The 16,805-nt window shown below is 36.9% G+C and carries 18 protein-coding genes; 16 read left to right on the top strand and 2 right to left on the bottom strand.

Features of this window, described 5'->3' with window-relative positions:
* The first annotated feature begins 26 nt into the window (after positions 1-26).
* The 6 genes from mnmG (at position 27) to AC3EA5_RS00890 (ending at position 6,346) form a co-directional block, all read left to right on the top strand.
* A complete protein-coding gene (gene mnmG, locus AC3EA5_RS00915) occupies positions 27-1,916 on the top strand; it encodes a tRNA uridine-5-carboxymethylaminomethyl(34) synthesis enzyme MnmG (RefSeq protein ID WP_488606677.1) in 1,890 nt (629 codons plus the stop codon).
* Between the two features lie 63 nt (positions 1,917-1,979).
* Positions 1,980-2,693 (top strand): 16S rRNA (guanine(527)-N(7))-methyltransferase RsmG, encoded by a 714-nt coding sequence (rsmG, locus tag AC3EA5_RS00910; RefSeq protein WP_488606676.1) that lies wholly within the window; start codon positions 1,980-1,982, stop codon positions 2,691-2,693.
* Between the two features lie 95 nt (positions 2,694-2,788).
* The gene (noc, locus tag AC3EA5_RS00905) at positions 2,789-3,655 is read left to right on the top strand and encodes a nucleoid occlusion protein (RefSeq protein WP_488606675.1); all 867 of its coding nucleotides are present in this window, start codon (positions 2,789-2,791) and stop codon (positions 3,653-3,655) included.
* Between the two features lie 295 nt (positions 3,656-3,950).
* On the top strand, positions 3,951-4,712 hold the full coding sequence (locus AC3EA5_RS00900) for a ParA family protein (protein WP_488606674.1): 762 nt from the start codon (positions 3,951-3,953) through the stop codon (positions 4,710-4,712).
* Positions 4,705-5,544 carry a ParB/RepB/Spo0J family partition protein gene (locus tag AC3EA5_RS00895; protein ID WP_488606673.1) on the top strand — a complete coding sequence of 280 codons (840 nt, stop codon included), beginning with the start codon at positions 4,705-4,707 and terminating at the stop codon, positions 5,542-5,544. Before AC3EA5_RS00900 ends, AC3EA5_RS00895 begins: the two co-directional genes overlap by 8 nt.
* Positions 5,545-5,611: 67 nt before the next feature.
* Positions 5,612-6,346 carry a DUF554 domain-containing protein gene (locus AC3EA5_RS00890; protein ID WP_394189845.1) on the top strand — a complete coding sequence of 245 codons (735 nt, stop codon included), beginning with the start codon at positions 5,612-5,614 and terminating at the stop codon, positions 6,344-6,346.
* Here AC3EA5_RS00890 and yyaC read toward each other — a convergent pair.
* Positions 6,266-6,874, bottom strand: a complete 609-nt coding sequence (gene yyaC / locus AC3EA5_RS00885; RefSeq protein ID WP_488606672.1) for a spore protease YyaC — start codon at positions 6,872-6,874, stop codon at positions 6,266-6,268. The genes AC3EA5_RS00890 and yyaC overlap by 81 nt on opposite strands.
* Before the next feature lie 74 nt (positions 6,875-6,948).
* Here yyaC and AC3EA5_RS00880 point away from each other — a divergent pair, with 74 nt between their 5' ends.
* The 6 genes from AC3EA5_RS00880 to AC3EA5_RS00855 all read left to right on the top strand — a co-directional run bounded on the left by AC3EA5_RS00880 (position 6,949) and on the right by AC3EA5_RS00855 (position 12,421).
* Positions 6,949-7,863: a mechanosensitive ion channel family protein gene (locus tag AC3EA5_RS00880; protein WP_488606671.1), complete on the top strand. Its 915-nt coding sequence runs from the start codon at positions 6,949-6,951 to the stop codon at positions 7,861-7,863.
* Positions 7,863-8,075, top strand: coding sequence for a DUF951 domain-containing protein (locus AC3EA5_RS00875; protein ID WP_488606670.1), 213 nt, complete (start codon positions 7,863-7,865; stop codon positions 8,073-8,075). Before AC3EA5_RS00880 ends, AC3EA5_RS00875 begins: the two co-directional genes overlap by 1 nt.
* A 133-nt stretch (positions 8,076-8,208) precedes the next feature.
* Positions 8,209-9,309 carry a redox-regulated ATPase YchF gene (gene ychF, locus AC3EA5_RS00870; protein ID WP_488606669.1) on the top strand — a complete coding sequence of 367 codons (1,101 nt, stop codon included), beginning with the start codon at positions 8,209-8,211 and terminating at the stop codon, positions 9,307-9,309.
* Positions 9,310-9,828: 519 nt separating this feature from the next.
* A complete protein-coding gene (locus AC3EA5_RS00865) occupies positions 9,829-11,064 on the top strand; it encodes an ice-binding family protein (protein ID WP_488606668.1) in 1,236 nt (411 codons plus the stop codon).
* A complete protein-coding gene (locus tag AC3EA5_RS00860; RefSeq protein ID WP_488606667.1) occupies positions 11,057-11,704 on the top strand; it encodes a class D sortase in 648 nt (215 codons plus the stop codon). The genes AC3EA5_RS00865 and AC3EA5_RS00860 overlap by 8 nt, the downstream gene beginning before the upstream one ends.
* 324 nt (positions 11,705-12,028) lie before the next feature.
* Complete coding sequence (locus AC3EA5_RS00855; protein ID WP_488606666.1) at positions 12,029-12,421, top strand: gamma-glutamylcyclotransferase family protein; 393 nt, start codon at positions 12,029-12,031, stop codon at positions 12,419-12,421.
* Between the two features lie 28 nt (positions 12,422-12,449).
* Here AC3EA5_RS00855 and AC3EA5_RS00850 read toward each other — a convergent pair whose 3' ends face one another.
* Complete coding sequence (locus AC3EA5_RS00850; protein ID WP_488606665.1) at positions 12,450-12,998, bottom strand: DUF3267 domain-containing protein; 549 nt, start codon at positions 12,996-12,998, stop codon at positions 12,450-12,452.
* Positions 12,999-13,161: 163 nt separating this feature from the next.
* Between AC3EA5_RS00850 and rpsF the strand changes: the two genes are divergently transcribed.
* The 4 genes from rpsF to AC3EA5_RS00830 all read left to right on the top strand — a co-directional run bounded on the left by rpsF (position 13,162) and on the right by AC3EA5_RS00830 (position 16,720).
* Positions 13,162-13,470 (top strand): 30S ribosomal protein S6, encoded by a 309-nt coding sequence (gene rpsF / locus AC3EA5_RS00845; RefSeq protein WP_394189859.1) that lies wholly within the window; start codon positions 13,162-13,164, stop codon positions 13,468-13,470.
* A 53-nt stretch (positions 13,471-13,523) separates the two neighbouring features.
* Positions 13,524-14,030, top strand: coding sequence for a single-stranded DNA-binding protein (ssb, locus tag AC3EA5_RS00840; protein WP_488606664.1), 507 nt, complete (start codon positions 13,524-13,526; stop codon positions 14,028-14,030).
* A 62-nt stretch (positions 14,031-14,092) separates the two neighbouring features.
* Positions 14,093-14,329 (top strand): 30S ribosomal protein S18, encoded by a 237-nt coding sequence (gene rpsR / locus AC3EA5_RS00835; RefSeq protein ID WP_394189863.1) that lies wholly within the window; start codon positions 14,093-14,095, stop codon positions 14,327-14,329.
* 381 nt (positions 14,330-14,710) lie between these two features.
* Positions 14,711-16,720 (top strand): methyl-accepting chemotaxis protein, encoded by a 2,010-nt coding sequence (locus AC3EA5_RS00830; RefSeq protein ID WP_488606663.1) that lies wholly within the window; start codon positions 14,711-14,713, stop codon positions 16,718-16,720.
* Positions 16,721-16,805 lie beyond the last annotated feature (85 nt).

Below are 16,805 nucleotides of genomic sequence, written 5' to 3'. Positions count from 1 at the left end.
ATAGAACTCGAAAGGAATGAACGAACATGCCGAATTTTGAAGCGGGCTCGTTCGATGTAATTGTAATTGGAGCAGGGCACGCAGGTGCTGAAGCAGCTTTGGCTGCAGCAGGTATGGGTGCAAAAACGCTTGTTCTTACCATCAATTTAGATATGATTGCATTTATGCCATGTAATCCATCCATCGGAGGTCCAGCAAAAGGAATAGTTGTCCGTGAAATAGATGCATTAGGCGGAGCGATGGGAAGAGTCATCGACAAAACACATATTCAAATGAGAATGTTAAATACAGGTAAAGGACCTGCTGTACGAGCATTACGTGCACAAGCAGACAAAGTGCTTTACCAAGCAGAAATGAAACGTTTAATGGAAGAACAAGATAACTTATCTATTCATCAAGCAATGGTTGAAGAACTGATCATTGAAGAGAATGAAGTTAAAGGTGTTATTACGCAAGTTGGAGCTATTTATAGAGCATCAACAGTGATTGTTACGACTGGTACCTTTTTACGAGGCGAGATTATTATTGGCGATTTAAAATATTCAAGCGGTCCAAATAACCAACAACCTTCATTAAAATTAGCAGATAATCTGCGTGATTTAGGTTTTGACTTAGTTCGATTTAAAACTGGAACACCGCCTAGGGTTAATAGTAAAACGATTGATTTTAGCAAAACAGAAATACAACCTGGTGACGATGTAGCAAGAGCCTTTAGTTATGAAACGACTGAATATATCACCGATCAATTACCATGTTGGTTAACGTATACAAATGAGCGTACACATCAAGTGATTGATGAAAACCTTCATTTATCACCAATGTACTCAGGGATGATTAAAGGAACTGGACCTCGTTATTGTCCATCAATTGAAGACAAAGTGGTTCGTTTTAATGACAAACCACGTCATCAAATTTTCTTAGAGCCTGAAGGTCGAAATACAAGAGAAGTGTATGTACAGGGTCTATCTACAAGTTTACCTGAACATGTTCAACGTAAGCTGTTAGAAAGTATTCCAGGGTTAGAGAAGGCAGAAATGATGCGTGCTGGCTACGCTATTGAATATGATGCAATGGTACCAACTCAACTATGGCCAACACTAGAAACGAAAAAAATTCGCAACCTATATACAGCTGGACAAATTAACGGTACATCGGGTTATGAAGAAGCAGCAGGACAAGGCTTAATGGCAGGGATGAATGCTGCAGCTCGTTCTTTAAATAAAGAAGAGATTATTTTAAGTCGTTCAGATGCGTATATTGGTGTCTTAATAGATGATTTAGTAACGAAGGGCACGAACGAGCCATATCGATTACTAACATCAAGAGCAGAATACCGCTTACTATTACGTCATGATAATGCAGATTTACGATTAACTGAGATCGGTCATAAAGCTGGATTGATTTCGGAAGAACGTTATAGTCGTTTTGTATCGAAGAAACAACGTATTGAAGATGAAATTAAACGTCTTCGTCAAACAATCATTAAACCGAATGAAGAAACTCAATCTGTAGTTCGCGAAAAAGGCGGTACAGAATTGAAGGATGGAATTCGAGGAAATGACTTAATGAAACGTCCAGAAATGACTTATGATGACATTGCAAAATTATCACCATCAACGATTGAATTAACGGACGAAATGAAAGAACAAATCGAAATTCAAGTTAAATATGAGGGTTATATTGAAAAATCTCTATTACAAGTCGATAAATTAAAAAAGATGGAAAACAAAAAAATTCCAGATCATATTGATTTTGATGCAATTTCTGGTTTAGCTACAGAAGCGAAACAAAAATTAAAAGAAGTTCGACCATTATCCATTGCTCAAGCTTCTCGTATTTCTGGTGTAAATCCTGCTGACATTTCCATATTACTAGTGTATATTGAACAAGGAAGAATCGCTAAAATATCCGGATAATTTTGAAGTGGCTATGTGCTCTAAAAGCTTATAGCCACTGTTTATATACGGAAGGGGAACATTATGAACGAAAAGCAATTTATCGAAGCTTTAAAAGCGAAGGGTATCGAATTGAATGATAAGCAAGTCAAACAATTCAATTTATATTTTGAACTTTTAGTAGAGTGGAACGAAAAAATGAATTTAACAGCAATTACAGACTTACCATCCGTATACTTAAAACATTTTTACGATTCAATCAGTATGGCTTTTTATGTAGATTTTACTAAACAACAATCTATTTGTGATGTTGGAGCGGGAGCGGGATTCCCGAGTATCCCATTAAAAATTTGTTTTCCTGATTTAAAAGTTACTATTGTAGATTCATTAAATAAACGAATTCAATTTCTCACTCATTTAAGTGAACAATTGAAACTATCTGACGTTCAATTCGTACATGCTAGAGCAGAAGAATTTGGACAAGATCCAAAATATAGAGAAAAGTTCGACGTTGTTACAGCTAGAGCTGTTGCTAGACTAAGTGTCTTGTCGGAATTATGTATTCCTCTAGTTAAACCAGGCGGTCAATTCTTAGCGATGAAAGCATCTGCAGCACAAGATGAATTAAGTGATGCCAGTAAAGCAATATCAACTTTAGGTGCCAGTAAAAAAGAAGAATTCACCTTCCAATTACCAGTAGAAAATAGTGAAAGATCACTATTTATATTTGATAAAATAAAAAACACACCTAAAAAATACCCAAGAAAACCAGGTGTTCCAAATAAAACACCTTTATAAATGATTTGTTCCACGTGAAACATTAATAGAGGATTGATGAGATTAATAGCGAATAGTACTTAAGTAGTGAGTTTCTTAAAGGTGGTGCCAAGAGGATGAAAAGTCCTTTTTCACGTTTTTTCAATAATGTAGATAAAGAAGAAGTTGAAACAAAGTCGAATGTTGAACATAACGAGGAAGTAGTCAAGATTCCCCTAATGTCGATCATTCCAAATAGATTTCAACCGCGAACAATTTTTGATGACTCAAAAATTGAAGAATTAGCGCGGACAATTCATACACATGGTGTTATTCAACCAATTGTTGTTCGAAAAATTGAGAACGACCAGTACGAGATTATTGCTGGTGAAAGACGTTTCAGAGCTATGACGAAATTGGAATGGTCAGAAGTGCCAGCCATTGTTCGAAATTTGAGTGATAAAGAAACAGCCTCAGTAGCACTCATAGAAAACCTACAACGTGAAGAGTTAACCGCAATTGAGGAAGCACTAGCTTATCAGAAACTATTAGAATTACATGAATTAACACAGGAAGCCTTGGCCCAAAGACTTGGGAAAGGGCAATCAACTGTTGCTAATAAAATTCGTCTACTCAAGTTACCTGATGCTATTCAAGAGTCTATATTAAAAAGAGAAATTTCTGAACGTCATGCACGAGCACTTATGCCGATCAAAGATAAAGAAGTTCAGATTTCGATATTCAAAGAGGCATTAGAGCAGAATTTCAACGTGAAGCAACTAGAAAAACGTGTGGATGAATATTTAAACCCTCCAGTAAAAGACGATTCGAAAAAAGAAAAACCGAAGCGGAAAGCAGTCAGTCGTGATGTACGTATTGCACTAAATACGTTAAGACAGACGTTCGCGATGGTTGCTAAAAGTGGAATTCGCATGGAAACTGAAGAAGAAGAACTTGAGGAATACTATCAAATCACGGTAAAAATACCTAAAAAGAAATCATAATTTAATCAAACTTGTGAACTCTTACTGTAAAAAGTAAGAGTTTTTATTTTGTAATCATAATATAATCCTATTTAGTTGAATAATTTGATAGAATGAGAGATAGCGAACAAAAATAAGGGATTTAATGAAGTTTTATTGTGAAGAAAGAGTCATTTTTTCATTCATATAAGTTGTTTTACTAAATAAATCACATAATTGGCTAAGACTTTGATGTTAAGAAGTACTAACTGAATTAGCTCATTTGTCGAAGAACGCTAAATATCAAGAGATATAATTAAAGAAAGCAGGTGCGAGGGTGGGAAGAATCATCGCAATCGCCAATCAAAAAGGCGGTGTTGGGAAAACAACTACATCAGTAAACCTTAGTGCATGCTTAGCTTATCTAGGGAAAAAAGTATTATTGATGGATACCGATCCCCAAGGCAATGCTACAAGTGGGGTAGGAGTCAATAAGGGTGATGTTCATCAATGCATTTATGATGTTTTAATAGATGATGTGGATGTCAAAAAAGTGATTATTGAAACAAAAGTTGAGAATTTACATATCATTCCGGCTACGATTTCATTAGCAGGTGCTGAAATTGAACTTGTTTCTACCATCTCACGTGAAGTAAGACTCAAACGTTCTTTACAAGAAGTGAAAGAACAATACGACTACATTATTATTGACTGTCCTCCTTCATTAGGACTTTTAACAATTAATGCGTTAACAGCATCAGATGCGATATTAATTCCTGTACAATGCGAATATTACGCACTTGAGGGATTAAGTCAGTTACTAAGTACAATACGTTTAGTTCAAAAACACTTAAATAATCAATTAGTGATTGATGGCGTACTACTAACAATGTTTGATGCCCGTACAAACTTAGGCATACAAGTAATCGAAGAAGTGAAAAAATACTTCCAAGACAAGGTCTATAAAACAATCATTCCTCGTAATGTTCGTTTAAGTGAAGCGCCAAGTCATGGTGAACCAATTATTATTTACGATCCAAAATCACGTGGTGCAGAAGTATATCTAGATTTGGCGAGGGAAGTGATTCGTAATGTCTAAAGGTTTGGGTAAAGGAATTAATGCACTTTTTCCAGGAGAATCGATTAATCAAATGGAAACCGTAGAAAAAATCTCGTTAAAAGAAATTAAAGTAAATCCGTTTCAACCGAGAAAGATTTTTGATGAAGCAGCGTTAAATGAGTTAGCGGAATCAATTAAAGAACACGGTGTTTTACAACCCATTATTGTTCGTCGAAAAGGGAAATCCTTTGAGATTGTGGTGGGTGAAAGAAGATTTAGAGGTTCGAAAATCGCAGGACTTACCGAAATTCCAGTAGTAGTAAGGGAATTAACGGATCAACAAATGATGGAAATTGCGATTCTCGAGAATTTACAACGTGAGGATTTAACGCCTATTGAAGAGGCGGAAGCGTATCAAAACTTGATGGAAAGCCTAAACTTAACACAAGAGCAATTGGCATTCCGTTTAGGGAAAAGCCGCCCTCACATAGCCAATCACATAAGATTGCTGTCATTACCTGAAGTAGTTCGTGGACATATTTCAGCTGGTAATCTATCGATGGGGCATGGTCGTGCGCTCCTTGGAATAAAACGCAAAAAACTAATACCAAGTATTTCAGATAAAGTGATGAAAGAAAATCTGAATGTAAGACAATTAGAATCACTTGTCCAAAAAATGAATGACGATGTTTCACGTGAAACATCAACAGGTGAAAAGAAGGATATCTTTATTGAAGAAAAAGAATCCCAACTTCGCGAATATTTTGGAACAACTGTAACGATTAAAAAATCAAAGAATAAAGGGAAAATTGAAATAGAGTTTTTCTCTGAAGATGATTTAGAAAGAATATTAGAATTATTAGAAGATTAATCTTGGCTGCCTATTCGCTCAATCTTGAGAGAATAGGTTCTATTTTTAACTGAAGCGGGGAACAACTATGGTTTTATTAGGAACAGTGATTAATGCGCTTCTTATAGTACTTGGAACAGTTATAGGGCGTTTATTGAAGAACATTCCAGAGAACATGAAGCAAACAGTCATGTATGCAATAGGTCTTGCAGTGACTGTGATTGGTTTACAAATGGGATTTGAAAGTGGTCAATTTTTAATTGTCATTATCAGCTTAGTATTTGGTGCTGTAATAGGCGAATGGATTGACTTGGATAAACAATTAAATCGATTTGGTCATTGGTTAGAATCTAAGGTGGGGAAAAATGCTAAAGGTGAAAACGTTAGTATTGCTCAAGGATTTGTTTCTGCAACGTTGATTTTTGTGATTGGATCTATGGCTGTGATTGGTTCATTAGATAGCGGTTTGAGGAATGATCACGATTTATTAATCGTCAAAGGATTAATAGATGGATTCACATCCATCATATTGGCTACAACCCTTGGAATAGGCGTTATGATATCAGCGATACCTGTCTTTCTATACCAAGGAACCATTGCTCTATTCGCTACTCAAATCAGTCGTGTCATACCGGATGAAGCGTTAGCTCTATTCATCCAAGAGATGACAGCAACTGGTGGCGTCATGATTGTAGCGATAGGTTTAAATATGATTGGATTGACGAAAATAAGAGTAGCAAATTTACTTCCAGGCATACTCATTGTTGCGATCGTCGTGACGATTGCTTATTACTTTCAGTTGGTGCCTTTGCCAAGCGAGTAACAAGGCACGAACTATTACTTTACCCATCTTATATGGAACTTGAAGCCGTGTATTTTGTAAAACGGTGTATTCCATAAAACCACTTACATTAACAATTCCCTTTATGGAAAGGTCGCCAATAGGTGGGAGTTCTTTTTTAACGGCTTTTCCTGGAAAAAGGGGCCCATCTTCAACTAAAATAAAACCAATACGGTCGAGCTGCCCTAAGCATGCGTCGATTGCAACGACAAAAGGGGCTTCCGATCGATCTTGAATACTTTGGGTCGTCTCACTTAAGTTTAAGGCGTGTAACGGCTGCTCTAATGTCCCAATAACCTCATAAGGAAATGTTGGGTGATCTTTTAACCAAGTTCCGATTAAAGGACCTAATGTATCCCCGGTAGAACGGTCAGTCCCAATGCAACAAAATGTAAGATTGGGTTGTTCGAAAGGGATACTTTTTAGAAAGTGAGAACTTAATCGCCAAGCAGCGCTAGAATCAGTATGTGAAAATAACTCTTGTCCTTTAGGGGAAGTATTTAATAGCATATTTGTAAACTCACTCTCTTTTTTTCTCAGTATACGTGGGAGGAAAGAGTTTTATTCAAAGGATGGTTGATTGAATGGAATTAACGAAAATGTTGAATCGCGTACAAGACAAACTTCTTCAAGAAGAAATATGGATAAATGCTGGCTTTGTTATATTAAAGATTATATTTATTATGCTTTTAGCAGCAATTGTTGTGAAAGTTGGCAAAATTATTATTCGCCAAGTTTTTTTGGTGCGAATGAAAACACCTTTACGCTACTCAGAGAGACGACAAAACACGATGCTAAAATTGCTTGAAAATGTGATTGCGTATGTCGTTTATTTCGCAGCCATTTTAGCCGTATTATCAGCGGTAACAATTGATGTAACAGGATTATTAGCAGGGGCTGGTGTATTAGGACTTGCCATTGGTTTTGGAGCTCAAAATTTAGTGCGTGATGTTATTACTGGGTTTTTCATTATATTTGAAGATCAATTTTCCGTAGGGGATTATGTTCGAATTGGACAAGCAGAAGGAACTGTGGAAGAAATTGGGTTACGTACAACTAAATTAAAAGGCTTGAATGGGGAAATTCATATCTTCCCAAATGGAACGATTATTGAAGTGGTCAATTTTTCGCTTAACAATTCTGTTGCGATCGTGGATGTCAGCATGGCTTATGAGGCGGATATTCCGAAAGCGGAAGAACTCATTCGAGATTTCTTAGCGGCGTTGCCCGCTAAATATGAACAATTAGTTAAAACTCCAGAATTGTTGGGCGTACAAAACCTGGCAGCTTCTGAAGTGGTTTTACGAATTACGGCTGAAACAAAACCAATGCAACATTTTGCGATTTCACGAATCATCAGACGCGACCTGAAAATATTTATGGATGAACATGGAATCGAAATTCCATATCCAAAAATGGTCATGTATCAGAAGAAAGCTGGCAACGCAGATGGTGGCACGGGTGATCCTGTAAAGATAGAAGATAAGGGGAAAATCTGATGATTGAAAAAACATTTGAACTTGGCGATATTGTAGAAATGAAAAAGCAACATCCTTGCGGAACAAATGAGTGGAAAATTATTCGCATGGGTGCGGATGTGCGAATAAAATGCGAAGGGTGCCAACACAGTGTGATGATTCCTCGACGTGAATTTGCGAAGAAGATGAAAAAAGTGTTGGTTTCTGCAGAGCGAACAACTGAAGAAGAATAGACTTTTATTCAGCAAAAATCTATAATAGAAGAGTTGTACGCGTAAGGTGTGCATTCGTTCATATAGCTTACCGATAATTCGTTTGTTCAATCATATAGAGAAATTTAAGAATCATGAGAGGTTGGGAATAAATATGGCATTAACAGCCGGAATCGTTGGATTACCTAACGTAGGGAAATCCACATTATTTAATGCAATAACAAAAGCTGGAGCAGAGGCAGCAAACTATCCTTTCTGTACAATCGATCCTAACGTAGGAATCGTAGAAGTACCAGATGAGCGTTTACAAAAGTTAACAGAGCTTGTTTCTCCTAAGAAAACAGTTCCAACTGCTTTCGAATTCACTGATATCGCTGGAATCGTAAAAGGGGCTAGTAAAGGTGAAGGATTAGGAAACAAATTCTTAGCTCACATTCGTGAAGTAGATGCAATTTGCCAAGTGGTACGTTGTTTTGCTGACGATAACATTACGCATGTTTCGGGTAAAGTAGATCCGATTTCTGATATCGAAGTGATTAACTTAGAGTTAATTTTAGCGGATTTAGAAAGCGTTGAAAAAAGATTGCAACGCGTTGGAAAAATGGCTAAACAAAGAGACAAAGATGCTTTGGTAGAAGAACCAGTCTTAATCAAATTGCGCGATGCTTTTGAAGAAGAATTACCGGCTCGTTCTGTAGAGTTTACAGAAGAAGAACGTCGTGTAGTGAAAGGTCTTCACTTGTTAACAGCTAAACCAATGCTTTATGTTGCAAACTTAGCTGAAGATGAAATCGCTCAAGCAGATGAAAACGAATACGTTCAAAAAGTACGTGAATTCGCAAAAGCGGATAATGCACAAGTGATTGTTATTTGTGCGAAGATTGAAGAAGAAATGGCTGAATTAGATGACGAAGAAAAAGCGATGTTCATTGAAGAGTTAGGTATTCAAGAATCAGGGCTTGATCAATTAGTTAAGGCGTCTTATAACCTACTTGGTCTAGCAACTTACTTTACTGCTGGCGTACAAGAAGTACGTGCATGGACATTCAGAAAAGGGATGAAAGCACCTCAATGTGCTGGCGTTATTCATACTGATTTCGAACGTGGATTTATTCGTGCAGAAACAGTATCTTATGATGATTTAGTTAAGAACGGATCGATGGCTTCTGCTAAAGAGGCAGGTAAGGTTCGTCTAGAAGGAAAAGAATATATCGTACAAGATGGCGATGTTATGCTATTCCGTTTTAACGTATAAGCAAGGTTACTATAAGTCGGGGGAGTTTCAAAAGTCATGAGAGGTGACTTTTGGAACTCTCTTTTTCTGTAGTAATAAATGTAGGGGTAGCCACACAATCTTAATTACTGCATGGCACTATTTATTCAAAAATTCTTAGCTACCTAAGGACGACTCAAACATCTTTGTAGGTATTAAATAATTTCCACTTAATCATCTTTTTTTATATGCCAATATACTAGGTAAGAATAAGCGTTATTGAAATTTTCATTTTTTTTAGGCATTAAGATTCAACTATTGAGAAGAGCGTTTAAATGTTCTTTACAAATCATTTTTATGTTGGTAATACTCTTTTAATTAGAAAGCTCTCTTCCTATTAAATACACCTTCATCCCCGAATTGCTCACTTCAATTATCGTTTAACTTTTAATCATTATTTTAAAAATGCACGTCTTTATCATTCTTGAATAACGTTAGTTATATTGGGTTAAAATGGCTATACAATCTATTGTAATTAATATTAGAAAAAGAGGCGAAATCATGTTATCAAACTATTTTAAATCGACATCATTCTTACTTATTCTTTTGATTTCTTTTACAGTCTTTGCAACACAAGTAAGTGCAGCTGGTGTAACAATTGATCTTAAAACAGCGAGTTCTTATGGTATTTTAGCTGATACGGCAACAGTCACTAATCAAACCCATATAAATGGGAATCTTGGCAGTAGAGGAATAACAGGAACTGCTGATGTTAAAGGGCAAACAAATGTAGCTAACACAGCATACTCAACAGCATTTTCAGATTTAGGGATAGCGATTGCAACTGCAGAATCACAGGCAACTGATATTACGCCTGTAAATTCTGATCTTGGAGGTCAAACATTAACTCCAGGTGTTTACAAATTTACGAATGCTGCATCAATTGGTTCAGATATGATACTTAACGGAGACGGGGTTTACATTTTCCAAATTGGTGGAGGGTTTACTACTGCGGCAAACACTAAAATTACTTTGATGGGTGGCGCACAATCTTGTAATATCTTCTGGGTAGCAGATGTAGCAACAATCGGAGCAGATAGCACATTAGAAGGAACTTTAATGAGTAAATCAGCTATTACACTTGGTGCTAACTCAACAACTAACGGTCGTATTCTTGCACGAACTGAAGTTACAGCTAATGCTGCAAATACAATTATTAATGTTCCGTCAAATTGTACTCCTGTACCAGAACCAGAACCAGAACCAACACCAGAACCAACACCAGAACCAGAACCAGAACCAACACCAGAACCAGAACCAGAACCAACACCAGAACCAACACCAACACCAACGCCAGCACCAACACCAACACCAGCGCCAGCACCAACACCAGTCTTTAATCCAATAGAAGCAGAATGTGTATCTCCTTTAGTTAGTGTTGAATTGACTTCACAAGGAGATTTGATTATTCATGCTACGTTACCTAATGACGCAAAAGGAACAGGTACTTGGGTTTTTAATGTAGGTGGAAAAACGTACAAAGTAAAAGGCAGTGAAGAAATAACCTATACAGCAGTGAATGTACCAGTCGGAACTTACAAAGTTGATGTGCAATTTATTCCAGATAATGATGGAGAAGTTGTTGATTTATCTTCATGTACAGTGTCTGTACCTACTGTGACAGGAGGTACTCTTCCAGATACATCTACACCTTGGTATAATGTGCTTCTAGTTGGAACAGTTCTATCGTTATTAGGGATAGCATTCTGGGCAAGAAGAAGGAAGATGTATGCATAGGAAACGTTCATCAAAAAAAAAGTTGAAAGGTTTTCATATGTTGCTGTCACCAGGATTATTGATTCTGGGGATTAGTTTTATTATTTGGGCGTCATATCAAATTCATGAAAATAAAGTGTCAACAACAGCACCACCCACACCACCCACACCAGAACAATTAGAAACCGCTATCCTTCCTCCTGTCTCAAAAGAAGTTATAGTAGAGAATCAAATTTTGTACCCTATAAGACCAACAGTAGGTGAAGATATTGGGAGTTTAACGATTCCAGCATTAGATCAAACGATACCTATTTTCCATGGGACAGATGAGGATGAATTACAAAAAGGGATAGGTCACTTTGCGCAAAGTGTGCTACCAGGTGAAAATGATAATTCGGTTTTATCAGGACACCGGGACACTGTATTTAGAAAATTAGGGCAGTTAAAACTTCAGGATAAGCTTATTGTGAAAACATCTGCAGGTGTGTTTACCTATGAGATAAAGGAAATTAAAATAGTTGGACAGTATGATAAAACAATTATTACACCAACAGAGGATGCAGCTTTAACCGTAACCACTTGTTATCCTTTTGATTTCATTGGAAGTGCGCCAGACAGATATATCCTTATCGCAGAGTTAATCAACAGTGAACAACTTTGAGGATGAAAATGACTGTGAGAAAAAATATTTAAGATTATAAAATAAAATTGTATACTAGTTATTAGAATCCAACAAAATAGACGTTGTTGGATTCTTTTTTTGTATTAAATATGTAATCGTATTTATTTACCTTAGATTTCTTTACTAATAAACAAATCTCCTTACAAATTTTAACTTCTAGGATATCACTTTATGAACCAATTATTTCGAGGTGGAAAAAATCAAAAACAAGTAGAGAAAAACCATTTGTTTCTCTCTACTTGTTTTAATAAGATAGTTATTGGACAACCGCGTTCCACTGATACGTAAAAGGAGGAATGCGAAATGAAGTTATTTGTTTATGGAACGCTGTGCCTGGGCGAGAGCAATCATCATGTGTTAAAAGGGGCAACGCGTTATAGTGAGAAGGCTTCCATTCATGCAGTCTTGTATGACACTGGATGTGGCTATCCAGCCGTTGAATTAAGCGAGTCTTCTACTGTTGTTGGAGAGATATATGAGGTTCCAGATCATCTATGGCCCGCATTAGATGAACTAGAAGGATACAGCGGAAATTCAGAAACGGATTTATACAACAAGGTAACTGTCATTGCGAAGATGGGTTTAGAAGAAATTGAAACGGTAGTTTATACGATTTGCGATGAGAGCATGAAGAAAAAAAATATACATTCAGGAGACTGGATAAAATATCGAAAAACAATCCATCAACAAAAGTAAAGCTACTCTTCAAATAGAAAGAGTAGCTTTACTTTTCTTCATAGACATAAAGTTTCGGAAGTTCCGGGTCATCCTTTATGAAAGCATTGTTAGAAACCTTCCGGAGTTCTTTATACATGGCAAAATCACCGAATGCACCAGCAATTAAAAAAGCACCTAATAATACAAGCAGCGAATGATTCATCCATAAACCTATGACAGTTGGTAATACACCTGTCGTCCAAAAGGGTAGGAGAAGTACACGTTTCATCGCTTTATTTCGCAAAGGTTCATGGGTCGTTGCATAGGCGATTCCTAATTTTAGGTTAACTCCATAGTTAAGAGAAGACCAAGGAACCTTTCCAAATAGAACAAAACCAATTAAATGAGATAGTTCGTGCAGAACAATTAATAGAATATAACCACTTATAAAGAGGATTAAGTTAATTAATGATAAGTTGAAATGAAAATCGTTATGAAGGAATGCCTTTAATAGTATTAATAAAATACTTAGTAATGCCGTTCCCAAAAAACTTTGCCAAGCAATTCGCTGTAAATTCAGTTCGATAATTTGTGTAGGTTGATTGATTGTGTTCATAATATTTCCCCCTGAATTTAGTATACAAGATGACCTTGTGAAATAGCATCTTGCACCGCTAAGCCATTTGTGCTACAATCAATTGATGTGAGTAATGAACGTTACTTGCTCCTTGTCCTGCTGTTAATCAGCCGGGCCAAAGTCCATAAGGAGGTGTCAAGAGATGAGAAAGTACGAATTAATGTACATCATTCGACCAACAATTGAAGACGATGCGAAAAAAGCTTTAGTAGAGCGTTTTAACGAAATCGTTACTTCAAATGGTGCTGAAATCATCGAGTCAAAAGAGTGGGGCAAACGCCGCTTGGCTTACGAAATCAACGATCTTCGCGAAGGTTACTACCAAATCGTGAAAATGAACGCTGATTCTAAAGCAGTTGATGAGTTCATCCGTTTAGCTAACATCAACGAAGATATTATTCGTTACGTAGCTGTACGCATTGAAGATAAAAAAGTTAAAGCTAAAAAATAATTTAAAGTCGAAAATTTTCGATACTACTTGCAGATGAGGGAGGTTAGATTCTGATGATTAACCGAGTCGTTTTAGTCGGAAGACTGACAAAAGATCCGGAGCTTCGTTATACACCAAGTGGTGTAGCGGTTGCACGTTTTACACTAGCTGTAAATCGTTCATTCTCTAACCAACAAGGTGAGAAAGAAGCGGATTTTATTAACTGTACTGTTTGGAGAAAACCAGCTGAAAACACAGCAAACTTCTTAAAAAAAGGAAGCTTAGCAGGTGTTGAAGGGCGTATTCAAACGGGGAGCTATGAAGGCCAAGACGGAAAACGTGTTTACACGACTGAAGTTGTAGCTGATAGTGTTCAATTCCTTGAACCACGCAATAGCTCTGGTGGAGATCGTCCACAACAAGGACAACCTTACGGTGGCGGTTCAAACCAAAACAATCAATATTCTTCAAATCAGCAGAATCAATCGCCAAATCAGCAAAACTATACACGTGTAGATGAAGATCCATTCTCTAGTGGAAGCGGTCCAATCGAAGTTTCAGACGACGATTTACCATTCTAAGAAACCTAGTAAATGTCTTTTAAACACACAAATAAAACCAAAAACTAAGGAGGCGAAACGATATGGCACCACGTCGCGGAGGCAAAAGACGCAAAAAGGTTTGTTATTTCACGTCTAACAATATTACGCATATCGACTATAAAGATGTTGATTTGCTTAAGAAGTTCGTATCAGAACGCGGAAAAATTCTTCCACGTCGAGTTACTGGAACAAGCGCGAAATACCAACGCAAGTTAACTTCAGCAATTAAATTATCACGTATCATGGCATTACTTCCATTCTCTTCTGAGGAGAGATAAATCGGTTCAGAACCCTTTAGGTCAATATGACTTAAAGGGTTTTTTGTTTGTTCAAAATTCATAAGTTTATGTAAAACCGAATTGGAAAAGCACCTTGAATCACAAGTACATATTTCTAACGTTTGAATTTTTTGTAACAAAATCATTCAGCCTATTTATATTTAAATATAGAATTAGTTTTGCACTGAAAACCAAAGAATGCTTATATACAAACAAATTTTTATTCCTTATTTGCCCTCTTAATTATGTTAAAAAAGTATCTCTTGAATATTTCCAAGATCTACCGATTTATTTTGTCGAAATTTGTTGAAAAAAGTAGGTAATAGGTCGATATAACATAGTATATTCAAAAGAATATCAAGATGGAAAAGGGGTGGGATTATGAAAGCATTTCAAAACATTCGAACGAAGTTAATTGCAACGATGGTTATTACATTAATCTTAGCTTTTGCAAGTTTACTTGGGATCGCGTCATACCAATTAAAAGAAAAAAACGAAAAAGATGTAGAGCAGCAATCAAAAGCGATTGTTAGTGAGCTCTCAAATAATTCTGAGCAATATTTATATCGAATTGCCAGTGGGATTGAGCAGTTATCTTTTAATGAAACAGTTGAAGAGTTTTCAGCTGCTGATTTAACAGCTGATGGAGATCAAAGTAATCCTGAATTAATAGCAACGACAACTCAATTAAACAATCAATTGTCATCTTATTTAGATACATATAAAGAAGCGACATCTGTTTATGTAGCTTTAGCGAATCAATCGATTTATATTGTCCCTAATGTAGACTTACCATCTGATTTTGATGCACGTACACGTGAATGGTATAAGCTAGCATCAGACGATTCCTCTAAAGTTCATTGGAGTGAACCGTATATCGATGTGGCTACTAATGAATATGTCATCACGGCTTCAAAAGGTTATTCTAATGGGGTAGCGGGCGTAGATGTGAAATTAGAAGATTTAACGAACCAACTTAGTGCAGTTAACCTAGGCTATAAGGGGTACCCGGTAATGTTGTCAGCGAATGGTCTTGGTATTATTCATCCTGACAAGAAAGGGGAAGACCTATCAGCTGAACCTTATGCTGAATTAACGTTAGGATCAGAAGACGAAAGTGGCGTAGTACCTTATAAACAAGGCGGAAAAGAGTACTTATTTATTTATGAAAAAGTACCAAGTACAGGTTGGATTATCGGTGCTATTTATGATCAAGCTGTCATTGCACAAGCATCGAATGATATTATCTTTAGTCTATTACTTACAGGTTTAATTACTTTACTAATTGTGATTGTTCTCATGTACTTTATTTCAAACCGATTTAGTAAACCGATTTTACACATTCGTGATGTAGTGAGCGAAGTGGCAGCTGGACGTCTTGATGTCCGAGCGAATGTGAAAGCAAAAGATGAAATTGGTGAATTAGGCGATCAATTAAATATCATGGTGGCTAAGCTTCATAATATTTTGCAAGTTGTACAATCATCTGTGATGAACGTACGTGAATCAGCTGAAGGTCTATCGGCTGTAGCAGAAGAAACGAATGCTTCAGGCGAACAAGTGGCCCTAGCAGCGAATGAAATTGCAGTCGGTGCCACCCGCTCAGCTGAAGAAGCAGAGGCTGCGAACCAGCGCTCAAATGATTTAAGTACGCAAATCAACCAAGCGGCAGATCAAACACATGAAATGTCAAAGATGGCGTCTCGAGCAGAAGAAATGAATAAAAATGGATTAACACAAATGGAGAAACTTCAAGACTTCCATCAATCGTCTAGTAGCTCCATCTCGTCGATGCAAGAAGTGATTAACGGACTTGGCGATAAAGTTCAAACAATCGAAACAGTTATGTCTACCATTACAGAAATTTCAAATCAAACAAATCTATTAGCATTGAACGCAAGTATCGAAGCTGCACGTGCTGGTGAGCACGGTAGAGGATTTGCAGTTGTAGCTGATGAGGTACGTAAATTGGCTGAGCAATCCGTTCAAGCTACTGATGAAGTGAAGAAAACCATTCAACTTATTCAAGAAGGTTCACGCTCAGCTATTATTGAAATGAGTAAAACGAATGATATTTTCACACAACAATCAGAAGTAGTAGACGAAACAAGTAAAATTTTCGCCCAAATTTCAAGCTTTGTCTCTCAAATGCAAGGTGCGATTGTATCGATTGTTAAAGAAATCGAGCAAGTGGCGGGTAGTAAGGATGAAGTCGTTAAAGTGATACAAGAAATGGCCGCAATGTCTGAAGAAACAGCAGCTGCAGCTGAAGAAGTAAGTGCATCAACTGACGAGCAACTTCGCGCAGTTCAAACTGTTTCGGAATCTGCTGAACACTTAACTCGTTTAGGTGAGCAACTACAAGAAGCGGTAGATCGCTTTAAAGTTTAATCAACAAGAGAGGATGCCGAGACGTTCAGTGTAAACTGAGTGACTGGGCATCCTTTTTTCATTTTCTTCGCTAGCTAGCCATTTT

Source organism: Paenisporosarcina sp. (assembly GCF_057785155.1).
The sequence above is the reverse complement of the archived record's forward strand: the minus strand, read 5'-3'. Positions and strand labels throughout refer to the sequence as shown.